Annotated in this window: 13 protein-coding genes; 8 read left to right on the top strand and 5 right to left on the bottom strand. The window is 37.4% G+C overall.

From position 1 onward, the window contains the following. Nucleotides 1-63: 63 nt before the first annotated feature. Nucleotides 64-2,256, bottom strand: a complete 2,193-nt coding sequence (locus tag ACIQZ6_RS01705) for a transferrin receptor-like dimerization domain-containing protein (RefSeq protein WP_395807568.1) — start codon at nucleotides 2,254-2,256, stop codon at nucleotides 64-66. A gap of 415 nt (nucleotides 2,257-2,671) precedes the next feature. Between ACIQZ6_RS01705 and mnmE the strand changes: the two genes are divergently transcribed. Continuing rightward, nucleotides 2,672-4,123, top strand: a complete 1,452-nt coding sequence (gene mnmE / locus ACIQZ6_RS01710) for a tRNA uridine-5-carboxymethylaminomethyl(34) synthesis GTPase MnmE (RefSeq protein ID WP_395807570.1) — start codon at nucleotides 2,672-2,674, stop codon at nucleotides 4,121-4,123. Between the two features lie 151 nt (nucleotides 4,124-4,274). Here mnmE and ACIQZ6_RS01715 read toward each other — a convergent pair whose 3' ends face one another. Beyond that, on the bottom strand, nucleotides 4,275-5,414 hold the full coding sequence (locus ACIQZ6_RS01715) for a hypothetical protein (protein WP_395807572.1): 1,140 nt from the start codon (nucleotides 5,412-5,414) through the stop codon (nucleotides 4,275-4,277). A 345-nt stretch (nucleotides 5,415-5,759) separates the two neighbouring features. Here ACIQZ6_RS01715 and ACIQZ6_RS01720 point away from each other — a divergent pair, with 345 nt between their 5' ends. Then, nucleotides 5,760-5,900 carry a hypothetical protein gene (locus ACIQZ6_RS01720; RefSeq protein WP_395807574.1) on the top strand — a complete coding sequence of 47 codons (141 nt, stop codon included), beginning with the start codon at nucleotides 5,760-5,762 and terminating at the stop codon, nucleotides 5,898-5,900. 168 nt (nucleotides 5,901-6,068) lie between these two features. Then, the gene (locus tag ACIQZ6_RS01725; RefSeq protein ID WP_395807721.1) at nucleotides 6,069-6,692 is read left to right on the top strand and encodes a GDSL-type esterase/lipase family protein; all 624 of its coding nucleotides are present in this window, start codon (nucleotides 6,069-6,071) and stop codon (nucleotides 6,690-6,692) included. A 377-nt stretch (nucleotides 6,693-7,069) separates the two neighbouring features. Here ACIQZ6_RS01725 and ACIQZ6_RS01730 read toward each other — a convergent pair whose 3' ends face one another. Together ACIQZ6_RS01730 and ACIQZ6_RS01735 are read right to left on the bottom strand one after the other, a co-directional pair. Continuing rightward, a complete protein-coding gene (locus ACIQZ6_RS01730; protein ID WP_395807576.1) occupies nucleotides 7,070-8,395 on the bottom strand; it encodes an amidohydrolase/deacetylase family metallohydrolase in 1,326 nt (441 codons plus the stop codon). A gap of 203 nt (nucleotides 8,396-8,598) precedes the next feature. Continuing rightward, entirely contained in the window at nucleotides 8,599-8,964 is a 366-nt protein-coding gene (locus ACIQZ6_RS01735; RefSeq protein WP_395807578.1) for a hypothetical protein, read from the bottom strand. Nucleotides 8,965-9,285: 321 nt separating this feature from the next. Between ACIQZ6_RS01735 and ACIQZ6_RS01740 the strand changes: the two genes are divergently transcribed. From ACIQZ6_RS01740 to ACIQZ6_RS01750, 3 genes are all read left to right on the top strand, one after another. Further along, nucleotides 9,286-10,671 carry an amidohydrolase/deacetylase family metallohydrolase gene (locus ACIQZ6_RS01740; protein ID WP_395807580.1) on the top strand — a complete coding sequence of 462 codons (1,386 nt, stop codon included), beginning with the start codon at nucleotides 9,286-9,288 and terminating at the stop codon, nucleotides 10,669-10,671. A gap of 359 nt (nucleotides 10,672-11,030) precedes the next feature. After that, nucleotides 11,031-13,769 carry a glycoside hydrolase family 2 TIM barrel-domain containing protein gene (locus ACIQZ6_RS01745; RefSeq protein WP_395807582.1) on the top strand — a complete coding sequence of 913 codons (2,739 nt, stop codon included), beginning with the start codon at nucleotides 11,031-11,033 and terminating at the stop codon, nucleotides 13,767-13,769. Between the two features lie 11 nt (nucleotides 13,770-13,780). Continuing rightward, nucleotides 13,781-15,154 (top strand): SGNH/GDSL hydrolase family protein, encoded by a 1,374-nt coding sequence (locus ACIQZ6_RS01750; protein WP_395807584.1) that lies wholly within the window; start codon nucleotides 13,781-13,783, stop codon nucleotides 15,152-15,154. 213 nt (nucleotides 15,155-15,367) lie between these two features. Here ACIQZ6_RS01750 and ACIQZ6_RS01755 read toward each other — a convergent pair whose 3' ends face one another. Continuing rightward, nucleotides 15,368-16,225, bottom strand: a complete 858-nt coding sequence (locus tag ACIQZ6_RS01755) for a sugar phosphate isomerase/epimerase family protein (RefSeq protein ID WP_395807585.1) — start codon at nucleotides 16,223-16,225, stop codon at nucleotides 15,368-15,370. Between the two features lie 229 nt (nucleotides 16,226-16,454). Here ACIQZ6_RS01755 and ACIQZ6_RS01760 point away from each other — a divergent pair, with 229 nt between their 5' ends. Both ACIQZ6_RS01760 and bcp read left to right on the top strand, forming a co-directional pair. Beyond that, nucleotides 16,455-17,714, top strand: coding sequence for a beta-galactosidase (locus ACIQZ6_RS01760; protein WP_395807587.1), 1,260 nt, complete (start codon nucleotides 16,455-16,457; stop codon nucleotides 17,712-17,714). 99 nt (nucleotides 17,715-17,813) lie between these two features. Then, the gene (gene bcp / locus ACIQZ6_RS01765; RefSeq protein WP_395807589.1) at nucleotides 17,814-18,335 is read left to right on the top strand and encodes a thioredoxin-dependent thiol peroxidase; all 522 of its coding nucleotides are present in this window, start codon (nucleotides 17,814-17,816) and stop codon (nucleotides 18,333-18,335) included. The last annotated feature ends 25 nt before the right edge of the window (nucleotides 18,336-18,360 follow it).

An 18,360-nucleotide genomic window follows, 5' to 3' on the forward strand; every position in this document is an offset into this window, starting at 1 on the left:
TGCCGCTAGAAAGCGACTGACGAATTTAACGTTCAAGGTGCCTAAGTAAATTCGTAAGTCTATTTAATCTGCTAGTTTTGTTGTATTATTCAAATGCTCAGCCAATCTGCTGATTGCTTTTGCTGCAATTTCAATCTGATCTTGAGCTTCTTTCCAATCGCGTTGTTCAATAGCCTCGCGCACTCCAGGCATTGTTTTTACACCATATCCGGTATAAAACCCTGGAGCATAAATGGTGTGTTTATACCAAGGGCGTCGTGGCAAGCCAGCTGTGGTCAGAAGCTTTTGTTCTGCCCTATAAAGTGCTTCATTTAGTGCCTTTAAAGAAGTTGAAGAGATGTTTCCTTTGGCTATTCTGTCAGATAAACTTGTTGCTGACAACTCTAAGTTAACCAGTGAATTTTGAAGAGCTGAGAAATCAATATAAGGCACTTCTGTTTTCCGAATTGGCAACTTTTCTGGTTTTGCAGGATCAGCAGCAAGCTGATAATTATTCCCTGAAATTACCTGGTTATAAACTGCCGTTGATTCTCTCATCTGATCAGTCATGCCGATCATTTCAGCTACATAAGAAGATATGGTTTTATGAAGATTTTTAAACTCAAATGGAAGCGTGTTGGCATCAGCCATTCGAAGTACCGCACGCCCAATTGTTTGAGAAAGCGCACGGCCGTAATTAAATCCGGGATCGCCAAATCGGCTGTAAAAATCATAAGAATCGTAGGCCGTATGGTATTCACCACCTGGATTCTCGCCGCCAAAGGCTATATTCAAAGATGGGATACCAGCATGTTGCAGGAAGCCCGAATAATCAGAACCTGAGCCCAATGCGCTGATGCTCATTGACTTTTTGGCCATACTCTCTTTTTTTGCTTTATCAGAACCAGCTGAAACTACTTCTCTTGCTTTTAGGCGATCAAAAACACTGACTTTGGTTTGTGGGTCGATCACATCTTTTGCTATTCCGTCAATCATAGATTCTAATGCGTGCGAGCCAGCAGCAGATAGAAAACCACGTCCGTTTCCATCAGAATTTATGTAAACAACAGCTTTTTGCTTTAATTCGGCCAGATGATCTTCCACCCATTCGGTTGATCCAATCAGACCCGGTTCTTCTGCATCCCATGCACAATAAACCAATGTTCGTTTCGGTTTGTAGCCATTTTTTATCAATTCACCAATTGATTTTGCTTCTTCCATCATCGCTGCTATGCCACTGATTGGGTCATTAGCGCCCGGATTCCAGGCATCATGATGATTACCTCTAACGATCCATTGATCAGGAAATTCGGATCCTTTGATCTTAGCAATTACATTATAAGCAGGTACGATTTTCCAGTCGAATTCTAGTTTTAAACGGACAGATGTCTTTCCCGGACCAATATGGTAGGTGAAAGGCAATGCGCCACGCCAATCTTCAGGAGCAACAGGGCCGCCAAGCGATTCAAGCAGGGGCTGTGCATCATGATAGCTGATGGGTAAAACAGGAATCTTCAATAAATTTTCAGCATCCTCACGGGCCAATCGTTTTGCGTTTGGCGTTGCTCCAATGAATGGAGTTAATGGGTCGCCAGGATAAATAACCATATCCATAATTGAACCACGCTGAACACCAAATTCGTTTTTAAAACTGCCTTTTGGATACACATCGCCTTGATAATATCCGTCTTCTTTGGGGTCGGAGTATATGATACAACCGATTGCTCCATGTTCTTGAGCTACTTTTGGCTTAATTCCCCGCCATGATCTGCCGTAACGGGCAATCACGATCTTTCCTTTTACATCAATACCTAGTTTTTCAAGCGTTAAATAATCTTCTGGCAAGCCAAAATTTACAAATACGAGTTCTGCACTTACATCACCATCTGCACTCCAAGCATTATACGATGGAAGCTGATCAGGGTGTCCTGAAGTAGCGTCTTCTTTATAGGCCGGTTCTTTAAGTATGGCTTTATATTTTGTGGGAGCCGTCATTTCAAGTATACGCACCTTCGGACTAGGAAATAACACCTGGTAGGTTTCAATTGCTGCATCCCAGCCATAGCTTTTGAATTTGGCCAATAGGTTTTCTGCAACTTCTTTACTTCCAACAGAACCTAAATAATGAGGTTTTAAGGTTAGTTCTTTGATGGTTTTTCCAATATTATCGCTGCTCAGATTGCTATCGAAGCTCGATTCTATTTGTTTCTGGTTTTGTGCAGATGCAGTTCCTAAAGAAATCAGAATGGTAACAATGGGAAGAAAGTACTTTTTCATCGATGTTATATTTGTTTTTATCACGCCAGTGCGGTAGTGTTATTTGAAGGGTAAATTACTGAATTTATAAATACAGAAAAAATGGGGGTTAAGATTTATTTCATTTGAGCAGAATAAGGAGTACTCATTTGTGCTTGACTTAAGTTTGATACATAAATGTTGAAGTGTATTTTCATTATTCAATGTATAGGTTTAACATGTAATCTGATCTATTTAATAGATTTTGGGCGTTTTAACACGCTGTCCGCTCTATCTTTTTGGCTCCAAAAAGCCAAAAAGGATGCCGCTGCCATCGTTAACGCAGGCAGTGCAATAAATAACCGCCTTTGCTAAACTAGCACCAATATTCTATAAGCAAAATCTCCTTTTATGCTGTCTGAAGAATCACGATATTTGTAGTAATAATAAAACATTTATGTCTGATACTCCTGTTTATACTTCTGATACCATCATTGCCCTGGCAACACCTTCTGGAATAGGGGCTATTGGAGTGATCAGGCTCTCCGGACCCGATGCCATTGCTTTAGTGAACCAAGTTTTTGCAGGTAAAGACCTCAGTATACAGCATACCCATACTATTCATTTTGGGACCATCAGGGAGGGTAATCAAATCATTGATGAGGTTTTGGTTTCTTTGTTTGTTGGACCTAAATCATACACCCGCGAAAATGTAGTAGAAATTTCTACGCATGGTTCTGCATTTATTATTGAAAGTATCATTAAACTGCTCATTCGTAAAGGTGCCCGCCCGGCTAATCCAGGTGAGTTTACCCTAAGAGCATTTCTAAACGGTCAGCTCGACCTTTCGCAGGCCGAGGCTGTAGCCGATCTGATCGCTTCTAACTCACAGGCCTCGCATCAGGTGGCTATGCAGCAGATGCGTGGTGGCTTTTCAGGAGAGCTGCAGCATTTGCGTGATCAGCTCATCCATTTTGCAGCCATGATTGAGCTTGAACTTGATTTTGGTGAAGAAGATGTTGAATTTGCCAATCGGGAACAGCTCAAAGGACTTATCTATCAGATTCAGCGCATCTTACACCGTCTGATTCAATCATTTGAGCAGGGTAATGTCATGAAAAATGGGGTTCCTGTAGTTATTGCTGGTAAACCTAATGTTGGCAAATCAACTTTACTGAATGCCCTTTTAAATGAAGAACGTGCCATTGTTTCTGAGATAGCCGGTACTACCCGTGATACAGTTGAGGATGAAATGATCATCGGCGGGCTCCGTTTTCGTTTTATTGATACCGCAGGTATCCGTGAAACTGTGGACATCATTGAAGCAAAAGGAGTGGAGCGCACCCATGAAAAGATCAAGCAAGCAAAACTGATTATCTATCTAGTTGATCCTGAGCAGAATGTAAAGGAAATTGAAACTCAGGTCAAGTATTTGAATGAGCTGGATATACCTTTCCTGGTAGTTGTTAATAAGAGGGATCTGGTTTCTGCTGAATTTGAAGGGGAGTTGTCAGTGATCAGTTATCGGTTATCAGATAACAGACAACAGACAACAGATAACAGACAACAGACAACAGATAACAGAGCTCAGACCTCCAATCTTATTTTCATTTCAGCACGAAATAAAGATGGTATTGACTTACTAAAACAAGAAATCCTCCGCAAAATAAATCTTCACTCCATCAATACAGATGATGTCCTGATTTCCAATATCCGTCACCTAGAAGCGCTACAAAAGACCGAAGATTCGCTGAACCGCGTTCTTATAAATATTGATAACCCCATAACTTCAGATTTTTTGGCTTCAGATATTAAGCAGGCTCTTTATTATCTTGGTGAAATAACCGGTCAGGTAACTACGGATGATTTGCTGGAAACGATTTTTAGTAAGTTCTGTATCGGAAAGTAATCACCATAAACAACCCAATAACAAACTATTAGTTAACCTATTTTAGCTTTTCAACCTTTTTTTACTTTAGCAACAGCCATGCCGGTGGATAATGAAACCCTCTATAGGCGGATTACACAGAAATCTCGCATTAAAAGGATCATGTTAGCCGCTATTTTTTCCAATCTCGCTTTTGCTCCTTCAACTCGCGTTCGGTATTCTCCTGCATGCTGTTTTCTAACTCGATCTGGATGCTGCCATTAGCCACCGCCTTGAAGAATTTGTCGCGAGGAAGTGAATCTACCACTGCTTCATCCGCGCCGCCTAGAGTTTTTCCCTTGGGCACCCACTCGCCTTCCTTGAACTTACCACCCTTGTCTTCCTTTTCATAATAGGGGCTATAGGCATTCTTCTCGGCCCCGCTGGCCATACGAATGTGAAGAGCCTCAGGATTTTTCAAATGGTATCGCCAGATGCCATACCCGATTGGCTTACAAGCCTCAACCCACTCTCCATCAGCAACACCCAATTTCTTCTCGAGATGATATAATCCGAAACCGCCTGGCTTGCTTGCTTCGTTAACCATATTCTGCGCTGCGCTTGGGGTGCCAACAAAGTTAGCGTCTTCGCCCCAGCCCTTGAAATTCCAGTCTGCGTCCATGCCAAGCACCTTGCGATGTGCCCAGTGCTTGATAAAAGCGTGGCCTCCTTCAGCGAATTTTTTCAGATGCTGCGATTGGGTAGAGTTTTCATCCTCCTTCTTGCCCATGTACGCCTCAGTAGGTCCGATGTTTTTGCGGTCCTCTGGGTCCTCTGCTGAGTTCTTTAGGTTCATCTGGTTAGCGAGATAGGCTCCACCGGCCGAATTAACCATTCCTTTCATTTCTGGGTGTTCTTTTTGGTATGCCCTCACGTTGGCCCGTGTATCTTTGGAGTTGAACTCGCGCGACTCGTCCACCTTAGATTTGATCTCACCCCAACGCGGTTTTGCTCTTTCGGATTCTTCTGGAGTGTTTTCTTCTCCTTGTCTTGTGATAAGCTGCGGCTTTTGAGAAGGAGAATTATCAGCCATAGTCTGTAATTGAGCAGTTTGCTTAGACTGGGGACTGTTGTTTACCATTTCCTGAAACGACTTTAGCTGCGAAACTTGCGGACTATTATTTACCATCTCATTCATTTCTCCTTGAGCAACAGCTTCAGGTCTGTTGTCCATAAACTGAACCGAGGAATCGCTATTAGCTTGCAGTTTTGGTGCGCTGTTGGCAATGGCTTGGCTCTTGTTTTCGGATGTTTTGACGGCGTGACTATTCATTGAATTATTGTTGTCTTTTTAAATCGTCAAGAATGGTTTGAATCTAAGAGTATTTGACTTTGCTAAGCATCGCGACCGAAGTAGTAAATGCTCAGTACTCAAAAATGGACATTTAGAGATTCAAAACTTTTAAATACCTATACGGCTCATATTATTGGGATGTACTTTAATACACTGGTTTTATTACTAATGTACGAAATTTAAAAAAAAAATATTAATGAAAAGAAAAAGCAAAAATTTAAAAAAGTATTTTAAACTCACTATTGTAATCGGATTTCAATAGTAAGGCTAACTCACTTTAATTTACCTTATGCAAGTGTCGCAATTGCTGATGCAATTAATGGTATGCAAATAATTCATTTGGAAAATGACCTCATTCTTAATTATATTGGTCTTGATGACTTTCTTATTAACAAGCATGCATCTGGACGGAATCAAGATCTTGCTGATATTCGGGAAATTAAGAAATTGCAATCTATGGGATGAAGCCGGAAAAAGTAGAAGGCTGAACCATGTAAATTCTATTTGAAAATCATGATGCTGAAAAAAGTTCAAACTACTCAATCTTCATCGCTTTTATTACGATTTGCTTTCATGACATTTTGCCTACTTTCTCCCTTTGCCGTTAAGACTCAGTAATTAAGAATTGCCTGCATAGGCAACAGCATTACAGCAGGAGCGAGGCTGATAGAACCTTTAACAGAATCTTACCCTGCAGTGTTATCTTCCATGCTAAAACAAGGGCAATACCTCAATTATGATGTCAAAAATTTTGGTATTGGGGGCGCAACCCTACTCAGATTTGGGACACCGAATCTTTGGCCACTCATAGACTCTTTACAGAATTTTAAGCCTGATATAGTAATCATAAAAGCCGGGACGAATGAAACTGTTGGCAGTCCACGTCTCAACTGGGAAAATATCAACAAATTCGAAAAAGACTATTCAGATTATATTTCCCTGATCAGAAAGATTAATCCGAATTGCAGGATTGTTATATGCAGTCCATTAGATATGGTTATTCAGACCGAAGGTTTAAGCCCAGAACGGATTACAGACCTTAGTGGTAGAAGGCCCAGGATTTGGGAGCTCAGGAAAAGAATAAAGAAGATAGCCAATACCGAAAATACTTACTTTCTTGAACTTACCCGCCCCTTTAAAGGGAAAGCCAATTTAATGACAAAGAAAGATGGAGTTCATCCCAATAAAGATGGGTATCAATACCTAGCATCTTTGGTGTTTGACTATATGGTAAAACGAAAAATTGTGGTTAAATAGATAATATGCAGGTTAATTTAACGTGAACTCGACATAATTTTTAAAAAAACCACATAGGAACATAGCAATTTATAGTTTCTATCCAACATTTTAGACACAGATAGCCTTGAAGCTTCGCTTCAATCTATGTGATTTTCAATCTATTTTTCCTTTAAAGCATAATAAAAGCCATTCTATGTGGTTAAATCTTAATATTTAGATAGTTTAATAACGAACTCACGTTAATTTAGGCATTTATCTACTGAATTAGATGGTATGACCTCAGTTAGGAATAGTTGTATTGCTCGATCCCTTAATGATTGAACCTGCTTTAATTCTATTGATAAAGCCCTTTTTACAATTTTTTAAGCAACGAGAAAAAAGATACCATTTTCATGTTATCGCTCAATGATGGTTAATTCTGTACTTTCTTTATCAGTTCTGCCTCCAATACCATTCAAATCATACACTATTTTTCCGGCCCGAATAGTTAATTCTGTTTCTAGCTTTTGTGTTCCTTTCAGCAGGTAGTTATGTGAATCAATAAATCCAAAATTTCCTTTTTTTAAGGTGAATATTGCTAGATCTGCTACCGATCCTACAGAAAGGTTTCCAAGTTCTTCTCTTTTAATTTCCTTGGCTGGATTCCAGGTCGACCTCAAAATAACATCTTTAAGAGGCATGCCCATAGTTAAAAATTTAGACATAATATTAGACATGTCTTTCATTCCTGCATTCATACTTGAAATATGAAGGTCTGTACTTATCGAATAAGGCAAAAATCCCTGTTTTACTGATGGTATTGCACGGGCAAATGTAAAACCATTCCCTCCATGACCTAAATCGAAAAGTATTCCTCTTTTTTGTGCGGCAACTGCTAATGCCGAAACTTGATCTTTCACATAGAAAAAAGGAAAAGTTAATCGGTACATATGAGTAAAAATATCTCCAGGTCTAAGGTGTTTCATAAACAGATCTTCAACTGAACTGATAGCCGGTTTTGAAGGATAGGTTAAATCTAACATGACGGGCATATTTGCAATATTTCCTGCTTTTACTGCACTATCTAAGGGTATAAATGGATTTCCGCCAAAATGAGCAGATTTAAAACCTACCACATCTTTTTTATTTGCAATAGCAATATCAGCTGCCATATTGGGATCCATATCATTCACATTCTGTTGGTTCTGTCCCATTCCATCACCTACAATATTCAAAAATGCAAGTACCCTTGTTTGTGATTTGTCAATGATGATCTTCTTAAATTCAGGAAAAGAACGCCATCCTGAGCTTCCGGCATCGACTACTGTTGTAACACCCGATCGGAATGTGAAGCCATCAGGCCAAACTGAACTTGGCCCATTCATATACTCTTGTTTTAGATTAGTTCCTGAAAAAACATGCACGTGAAGGTCAATAAGTCCTGGAGTTACATACATACCTGTGGCATCAATCACTTTTACGCCCAGATTGGCATCAATATTCTTTGCAATCAAAGCAATTTTACCTTCCACAGCAGTAGCTGTTCGTTCAGTTTGATTACCCTGTGCAGAGTTTATAGCAATATCCATTACCTCATCTATATTATTCTTTGGGTCAATTACATGACCTCCCTTAATGATAATGCTATACGATTTTGTTGATTCGGCTGGTTTAGATTGCTGAGCATTTATATTGCTGCCTAATAAAAGAAGGGCAATAAAAAGCAATGAGTATGTTTTCATGGGTGGTTATATTCTTGTTTATAAAATTAAAAACAAGGGCAGTAATTGGGGATACACCAACTGTTTTTTTAATATAAATATAAAAAACATCCCGCTTAAAGAGTATGGGTGAATTAAAGAGAGGAGTAAAAAAAGGATTAACAGTTGAATGGTTAATCCCTAAAGCAATAAATATAGCTCCCCTAACTTAGGGGAGCATTTTTTTATTTCTTATTTTTGATTGTTTCTATTTCTAGAACATTATTAGTGATAGTGCCGGTAATAGTTACCTCATCGCCAATAAAATTTTCAACTAATTTAACATTGCTGATAGAATAAACTTTGTCAGCAACTACAAAAACTGGAATTTTTCCGCCTTTTACACAACTTTTAGCACAGGCAGCATGTTCCTTGTTATTGCCTTTTGTACCACAGTGATCATCACCGATAAAACCAGTCCATTTTCCTTTGTCCATTACATTGGCAGCAGCTGTTAAACAAAAAGCTACTCCAAGAAGCATTAAGTACTTTTTCATATTTTTAATTTTTTTTAGACCTGAATTTAATATTTTTTTAATAAAGTAAGGCATTGATAACTAAAATTATTGCTGCGATGATGCATTGATAACTAAAATTAAAGTTTAGAATATGTTTATATTTTTGATTTTATAACTGTTTTTTTAGTTGGCATGAATTAATAATAGGCTAGTTTATTTATAGCCCCTTTTTTACCCTACATTGACCAGTAATACCTCATCATATTAATGTTACAAGGTATATTATTATATCCTATCGGTCTTATATCCTTGATTTTGTCCAATTTATCAAGGCTATCTTTTACTTAGCCTGTATTGAGGTTTGCTAGCTGCTAAGTATTTTTCTATATTTCAATACTAAAACCAAAACACACAATGAAAAAACATACTATTTTATTTTTCGCCCTTATTATATTCGGCTTGAACGTCAGCGCTCAGCAGCCTGAGGCTTCTTCAGGTAAGCCCTATAGTTATATCATTAAAGGTGGTCATGTGATTGATCCAAAAAACAATATTGATGAAATAATAGACATCGCAGTAACTTCAGGAACGCGTGCACAAGCTGCTCGCCCTGCAATGCCTGAGCGTCCGGCAGCAAATGGCCGCCCTGCTCGTCCTGCTATGCCTGCCCGTGCTGCTATTCCTGCTTCAGAAGGTAAAGTTGCGCTGGTAGCTAAAAATATTAATCCTGATTTGGCCGATAAGATTATCGATGCTAAGGGTTTATATGTAACTCCTGGGTTGATCGATATTCATGTACATTTTTTCTGGGGGCATGATGGTAGTTATTTGAAAAATGCGGCAACAGCATTGCCAGCCGATGGATTTACTTTCCGTACCGGAGTAACTACCGTAGTTGATGCGGGTTGTACAGGTTGGAGAGATTTTGAATTGTATAAAAAGCGCACTATCGATGCTTCTCAAACCCGAGTATTAGCAATGTTGAACATTGTTGGAACAGGAATGGATGGTGCTGGTGAAAGTAATATTGATGAAATGGACCCTCAGAAAACTGCTGAGATGGCTAAAAAATATCCTCATGATATTGTTGGGGTAAAATTGGCACACTTTGGAGGACGTACCTGGGTTCCAACTGACCGTGCAATTGAAGCCGGCAGGCTTGCAAATATTCCGATCATGGTTGATTTTGGTTCTGCTGATCCATTTTTACCTCTTGATTCATTATTTAATGTTAAGTTCCGTAAAGGTGATATTTATACCCATGCTTTTGGTGGAAATGGTACGGATAGCCCAAATGGAAGAGAATCTATTGTGGATATGAATGGTAAAGTAAAGCCATTTGTTTACAAGGCCAAAGAAAAAGGAGTGATCTTTGATATTGGTTTTGGAGGGGGTAGTTACCTGTATAACCAAGGTGTTCCGGCTATTAAGGCAGGTTTTTATCCGAATACCATTAGTACAGACCTACATACAGGTAGTATGAATGGCCCGATGAAAAGCATGGAAAATATCATGGGTTTATTTATGGCAACCGGAATGCCACTTAAAGAGGTGATTGCGGCAAGCACATGGAAACCTGCTCAAGCAATTAAGCGTGAAGAATTAGGAAATCTTTCTCAGGGATCTGTAGCTGATATAGCGATATTTAAGATCACTAACGGTAAATATGGATGGCCTGTAAGAGGTGGTAAAATTGAAGGATCTCAACGATTTCAAACTGAAATGACTTTAAGAGCTGGAAATGTTGTTTACGATTTAGATGGAATTTCTCAGCCAGCAGGGCCGGCACCAGTACGCTGATTTTAACTGATATTCAGTTAGTTAACAAAAGGAGCAATTTCTATTGGAATTGCTCCTTTTTTGTGTCCTCAATACTTTTAATAAATCTAATCTTTTATTCTTTTAAGGTTAGAATAGATTTTCTTTTTAAAATAATGGATCAAATTGCTTGATATTATCTTATCGGTTATTTTGTTAGTTGTAGCAATAATTTGAATGACTTTAGCTAGATCAATAAATAGTAACTTTATCTTTAGTTTGATTAGTAATTTTATCTAAAAATATTTACCATGCTCTCATCGATGCAAATACCTTATTCAATGTTCTTGAAATTTTCATTATTTATTTTTAATATAATTTTCTGCACCAATTTGTTGGCTGTGGAAGTGAATAAAGGCCAACAAATTATTGCATTTGATCCTTACTGGAAATTTAATATTGACCCTAATAGTGAGGGCTTAGAAAAGAAATGGCATACTTCAACTTTTAATGATGCTGCTTGGACCATGATGTCAGTGCCGGGTAATTGGGATTTGTACAATGAATACGCTAACTATAAGGGTACTGCCTGGTATAGGACTTCTTTTAAAACTCCGTTAGTAAAAAATAAGCAGATTATTCTATCCCTTGGAGAAGTTGGCATGTCCTATAAAATTTTTCTCAATGGAAAACAGCTGGCAGATATTCTATGCGGCAATTATATGGAACAATTCGACATTACTAAATTGCTGAAAGCTGGCATAAACAATGTGCTGTCAGTACAAATAGACAATAGTCTTAACTATGGTGCCTACTGGAGTTGGGGTGGTTTTAGAAGACCTGTTTCTTTATTGGTAAGGGAGCCTGTATTTATAGAACAACAACAAATTACTTCCGATCCAGACTTATCTAATGGAACGGCGAATGTAAGTACCAAAGTTTTTTTAAAAAATGAAACCAATGTAGATAAAGTAATTTCACTTAAACAGCAAATTAGCCTAAATGGTGTGGCATTGACTTATTCTTCACCAGAAATTATAAAGCTAGCTGCCCATACTGAAAAAGTGTATGTTTTTAATAGGCCACTTAGTAAATCGCAAGTTAAGCTCTGGCATTTTGACCATCCAACATTATACAAGAGTACGGTTACTTTGCAGGATCAAAATGGGATTGTGTTTCAGCAAACTTCTCGTTTTGGTATTCGTAAAATAGCAATTGATGGTTTACGGTTTTTATTGAACGGTGAATCTGTCAGGCTTGCTGGCTATAACTGGGTGGCTGATGACCGTACCACAGGAAACACCCTTCCTGAATTTAGATTTAAGGAAGATATTGATTTAATGAAAACTGCGGGAGCCAATATGGCCCGTCTTTCGCACCGCCCACTTCCCGATGATGTGATGGATTATCTAGATGAGAAAGGGATTTTAGTCTTGGCAGAATTTAATAATTGGCCTCCCTATATGAATGCAGAAAGTGAGGAGCCAAAAATCTTTGCCAAAAAGTTGGTAGAACAAAATTTCAATCATCCTAGCATTTTTGGTTGGAGCATAGGAAATGAAAATGGTAGTCTTAAAGATTTCCCGAAAGTAAATGAATATTTTTCTTCAATAATTGATTACATCAAAGAAATAGATAAAAATCGTTTAGTAACCTATGTGTCTCATACCGCTGATTTTCAGGACAATGATGCTGTCAAATTTTGTGATTTGATCATGATGAACAAATATGGAAATTTTGAAAAAGCAGTCGACAACTTAAAAATCCGATATCCCAATAAAGTAGTTTTCCTTTCTGAATACGGGGCCCATGCAGATAACCTCATTTATGATACTCCTAATAATTCTACGTTTAAAACCTTAATGGTTGATAATCTTAGAAGTAAAGAAAATCTTATTGGTTATTCCATTTGGACATTCAATGATTATAGAAGTAGTTATCAAACTCCTGTTCCTTCGGTTTCAACACCACTCCACCAACATAGACAATGGGGAGTTGTTGATGTATATCGAAATAAGAAAAGAGCATACCGACAGATGCAGAATTTTTATGCGCCGATTTCAGATTTGCAATTATCTATTAAAGAATTATCTGGTCAAAAGATGCAATCAGATATTGTACTGGTTCCAAGAAAAAAAATGGATATCCCCTCGTATGAGTTAAATGGATATCAATTAGTTTGGGAATTACGTAACAGTAAAAATGAAAATTCGGCAATGGGTACAATCCCACTCAAAAATATCCTTCCAGGTTCTGAAAGTGAATTTTACCAGGTAAAGTTTAGTAGGTCAGATAGCGATATGTTCTTTAAACTTTCACTATTATCTCCAACAGGCTATGTAGTAAAAGATACCACACATTTTTTTGCACCGCCTCCTGCTCCTAGTAAAATTCAATTATTAACAGGTACAAAAGAAGCCAGGCTTATCTTTGAAAAGTCACCAATGGCTACTGAATACCAAGTAAAGTATCGGGTGGTTGACAGTGTTGAAACCGAAATGAAACCAACCATAGACCATTATACAGATATTACAAACCTTGTTATGGGTAAAACATATGAATTTTGGGTAGTAGCAAAAAATGGCTTTGGTGAAAGTGCCCGCTCAGAAATAAAAACATATACACCTAAACCTGGATACATGTTGCTTCCACCTGTAATTTGGTTATCTGAGCCCGGCAATCATTCTTTTTTTGTAGGATATTCATTTTATTGGAGTGATGCCTCTTATGAAGTTAGATACGGTACTGATTTAACTAAAAAAGAGAATTGGAAAACAAATCGGACTACTAATTTTTCAATGATCCAAGTACCTAAATTAGAGAATGGTAAAACCTATTATTATCAATTGCGTAAGTTGAGTTTGTATTATGGCTCGGTAAACGAATGGAGTGAAATAAAGCAGGTAATACCTAATAAAGGTCATCAATTTGGCAGTATCAGTATCCAGGGCTTTAAGCAAACAGCCAATGAGTTGGTCGTCTCTTTTTCAGGGGCAAAAAATGCAACGGGCTATAACATCATTTGCCACATGAATAACAAGAAGAAAGCTTATTATGTCAATCAATCAATTTCAGGCTTGACCAAAATAATATTAGATGATGATTCAGTGGTAGAATCACTTGAAATATTCGCGAATTAAGAATATATGCCATGAAAAAATCAAGGTATTGTGTATTTGTAGCTCCATTCCTATTTTTAATTTTTGGAGTAGTATTAAGTGGGATAGGTCAGCCCTTATTATTTGATGTTAATCCGCGATATGAAGTTAAAAACCTGTCAGAATTTACTGATTCAAATGAATTTAGCGTTCGAAGTGGCCTGCCCAATTTCTTCAAAAAAATCAAGCGAAACAATTCATCAATAAAAGTTGCTTTTTTAGGTGGAAGTATTACCCGCGCTGATGAGCAATACAGGTTACAAATCACTAATTACATTCAATCATTTAATACTTCTTGCGTAGTCAAGGGCATTAATGCAGGTGTTTCAGGTACTGGATCAGATTTAGGTGCTTGTCGTTTGTATGAGCAAGTACTTCAATATAATCCAGATTTGGTTTTTGTTGAATTTGCGGTAAATGGAGGAACAAGCCAAGCCATAGAAGGCATTGTTCGTCAAATTAGGCAACATAATGCAGCAACTGACATCTGCTTCATTTATACAATTGCAAGGGAGCAGTATATGATCTATGCAGCAGGTCAAGTGCCTGATAATATCAAAAAATTAGAGCGTATTGCTAATTATTACCAGATCCCTTCAGTGCACATGGGTCTTTATCCTGCACTATTAGAAAAAAGAAATCAATTGATTTGGAAGAGTAATCTTCCTGTTGAAAATAAAATTGTATTCTCAAATGATGGTGTTCATCCTACAGAAGCTGGCGGAAATTTATACGCTCAGTCAATAGCAAGAGCATTAAAAAAAATAAGTGAAGTAGAGAGTCCTTTTTTTCGGAAAAAAAGAAAGCCGATTTTTAAAAATAGTTTGATTGATGCAACTATGTTTTCGCTCAATCAATATGGAGTTTATAGCTCTGGCTGGCAATTGATAAATACAGATGATGTACCCGAGCTAAAACAATTTGCACCCTGGTTCAAAGAAGTTTTGAGCGCTTCAACCTCAGGAGAAACGTATACTTTTACCTTTAGAGGCAGTGCATTTGGTATTTTTGATATTGGCGGTCCAGAAGTTGGACAATTAGAAATTGTTGTTGATGGAAAGGTAGTACAGTTAGTAAAATCACCAGAAACTACTATGCTTAGCCTATCTGAAGATAAAAATACAGGCGCTAACTTATTAAATCGATTTAATCAATACTGCAATAACCGATATAGGGGTCAGTATGAGTTTATTGAATTGCCTAAAGGTAAACATGAAGTTCAGTTGAAATTATCAGCTGTATTACCTGATAAAAAGGCTATACTCGGATTATCAAATTTGGATGACTACACAAAACATCCTGAAAAGTATTTGCAGCACAAGGTTTATTTAGGGAGAATATTGTTAAATGGGAGACCCCTTCGGTAAGAGAATTGAAACTAATCTTGTCAAGACAATAAATTCTTTTTTTTGTAATAGGCCATTTTATTGCAATAGATTCAATTTTAACGATCTTTTGGTGTACCCATTCATAAGATAAAACTAAATGTAAGTTTTTATTTTGTTGAAATTCAGGATTGATTTTAATGTAAATTTCAATACTAAGAATGCGCTTTCTATCTAAAAAGTACTTTTATCGCTTCAATACTTGAAATGTTTTTTCATAACCCCAGGAAAATTAGCCAGAGCAATCTCCGGTTCTGCAATTTCTGGATGCCATAATTTCTCCCATTCAAAACTATAATAGCCTTTATAATTATCTTTTGATAGAATATCTATAGCTTCGAAAATTGGGACATCTCCTTGTCCCAGTAATGTATATTCTAGTTTATCTCCATTCAATTTTGCATCCTTAATATGCGTATGGCGTATGTATTTCTTTAATTTAGCATACACCAGTGAGGGTGATTCTTTGGTGATGGTCCACATGTTTGCAATGTCCCAAACTAGTGCAATATTGGGATGTGATGCACCCTTCATAACCTTTAAGATATCGTCAGAGCCTGAAAAGTCGCCATGGGTTTCAAGTAAAACAGTCACATTGCGTGATTTTGAATATTCGCCAAGAGTCAAAAGGTTTTCTATTACCGTATTAATGGTTTGATCTTTTGTCCTACCCTTTGGAAATTTATTAGGGAATACCCTTACAAAAGGGCAATTTATCTTTTGTGCCAAATCAATGAACGATTTAGCTTCAACCATACTTTTTTCTTTTTCTGGCCCTTCCTGAAAGTGCATATTGGCTGATGCTCCGAGGTTTATAAATTTTAAGCCCTTTTCTTTCATCAAAGCCAAAGTTTCTTTTATCCGTTCCGGACTGCTAAATTCTTCACATTTTGTAAGATCCATTTGGCGTTTAATACCACGAATTTCCAATCCGGTATAATAATTTGCCGATGCAAAATCTACAATTTGCTGAAAAGACCAGTCAGGACAGCCCAGTGTTGTAAATGCTAAAAGAGGCTTATTATTTTTGCCGGCAAATGCTGAATGTGACATTGCGGCAGCGAATAGAATGACAGAATTTTGCAGAAACTGTTTTCTGGAATAGATCATAGCCTTTTTGGATTTTATGAGATATAAATGTGATGAATTAATTACGAATTTTAAGGATTTAGTACTATCACGAACTTCGAGATTTTTTTCAGTAGATTCAAGACTTTATTAAACCTTAATTTGTAGCTTGAACAAAATAAACTCTTTTCTAAACCTTCAATAAAATATGCTCATGTCAACAGATCTTCAAATTCAAAAAAGTTTTAAGAGGAATTGGACTAACATTCTTTGGGTATCCTTTAGACTCCTATTTTCAGGTTTAATTCTACAAGTACTAAATACTCAAGCAGCTGTTGCGCAAGATAAATTAGAATCTAAAGGCCATATTCCAATTTTGGGCTGGTACAGTATACCGCCAGAAGAAGCTACAACAGCGCGCTATATAGAGATGAAGGATGCTGGTTTTGATATCAGCTTTTCCTTTCTTGGAAACTTAGAAGAGGTTCAAAAATCACTAGATGCGGCTCAAAAGGCAGGGATGAAAATTGTGATTGGATGCCCTGAATTGAAAACCGAGACCGAAAAAACGGTAAAACGCTTCATGAACCATTCTGCGCTGGCTGGATATTTTTTAAGAGATGAGCCTGCTGTAGATGCGTTCATTGAACTTGGGAATTGGGCAAAACGTGTGAATGCAGTAGATTCCAAAAATTTTTGTTACGTGAATCTATTTCCTAATTATGCCACAGCAACCCAGTTGGGTACCAGCGATTACCGGGAGTACGTCAATAAATTTGCCAAAGAAGTACCGCTTCATTTCCTTTCTTATGATTCTTATCCGCTTACTACTGCAGAAGGAGTATACTCCAAATGGCATCAGAATCTTGAAATTTTTTCTGATGAGGCAAAGAAAGTGGGTAAACCCTTTTGGGGTTTTGCGCAATCTGTTTTATTTGATGATTTTCATGAAGTTCCAACCTTAGCTACTATGCGAGTTCAAATGTATACCAATCTTGCCTATGGAGCTCAGGGTTTACAATATTTCACCTATTGGACACCAGTATCTTCAACAGAAGATTTTCGCGGAGCACCGATCTCTTTAACAGGTAAAAGATCAGCTGTTTATGATGATATTAAGCTATTAAACCAAGAAATAAAAAATCTGGCAGGAGTATTTTTCGGGGCTAAATTAATATCTATCAAATATGCCGGAAAGGAAACCCCAATGGGAACAAACCGTTTGTCGACGCTTCCGGCATCTTTGAAAGTTTTGGATACAGCTGGAAAGCCTGCTATAGTATCCATCCTTGAAAATGGTGATAAACGATTTCTTGTAATCGTTAATATGGATTATAAACACAGTATGCCATTGACTCTGTTAGGCAATGATAATTTGAAGAGGATATTGAAAGATGGCTCCATTGTACCCGCAAGTGTGTATGACACTACCGTTGATGTAGGTGCCGGAGATATTGCGGTGTATATGTTTTAATTAGTGGATTGCAGTAAAAGAAAAAGTAATTTTTTAATTTTATTCCCACTAAGATCCGTTAAATTGAAAATGGTATTTTTAAGAAAAACCCTATAAATCATGAAAGTAATTATTAAAATAGCCTTGCTACTCGTTCTTATTGCTCCTTTGGTTAATCAGGCTCAGACCAAATTAAAGGCAGGAGATAAAGCCCCTGATTTTACTTCAAAAGATCAAAATGGCAAAACTGTTTCGCTTGGGCAGTTTAAAGGCAAAAAATTAGTGCTTTATTTTTATCCAAAAGATAATACCTCTGGGTGTACTGCTCAAGCTTGTAGCTTGCGTGATAATTTTAAAGAGCTTAAAAAGGATGGTTACAAAATACTTGGCGTAAGTATAGATGATGAAGCTTCTCACAGAGGTTTTATAGAAAAAAATGCTTTGCCATTTTCTTTATTGGCCGATGTAGATAAAACGATAGTAACAAACTATGGTGTTTGGACAGAGAAAGAAAGAAACGGAGTGAAGGCTTTTAGCACAACTCGTACTACCTTTTTAATTAATAAGGATGGATATATTAATCGGGTGATTACTGAGATTGATACAAAGAATCATGCCGGTCAGATATTAGGAAAGAATTAAAACAGATAGTTTAATAACTGAATGT

Source organism: Daejeonella sp. (assembly GCF_044348475.1).
In the GTDB taxonomy this organism is placed as follows: domain Bacteria; phylum Bacteroidota; class Bacteroidia; order Sphingobacteriales; family Sphingobacteriaceae; genus Daejeonella.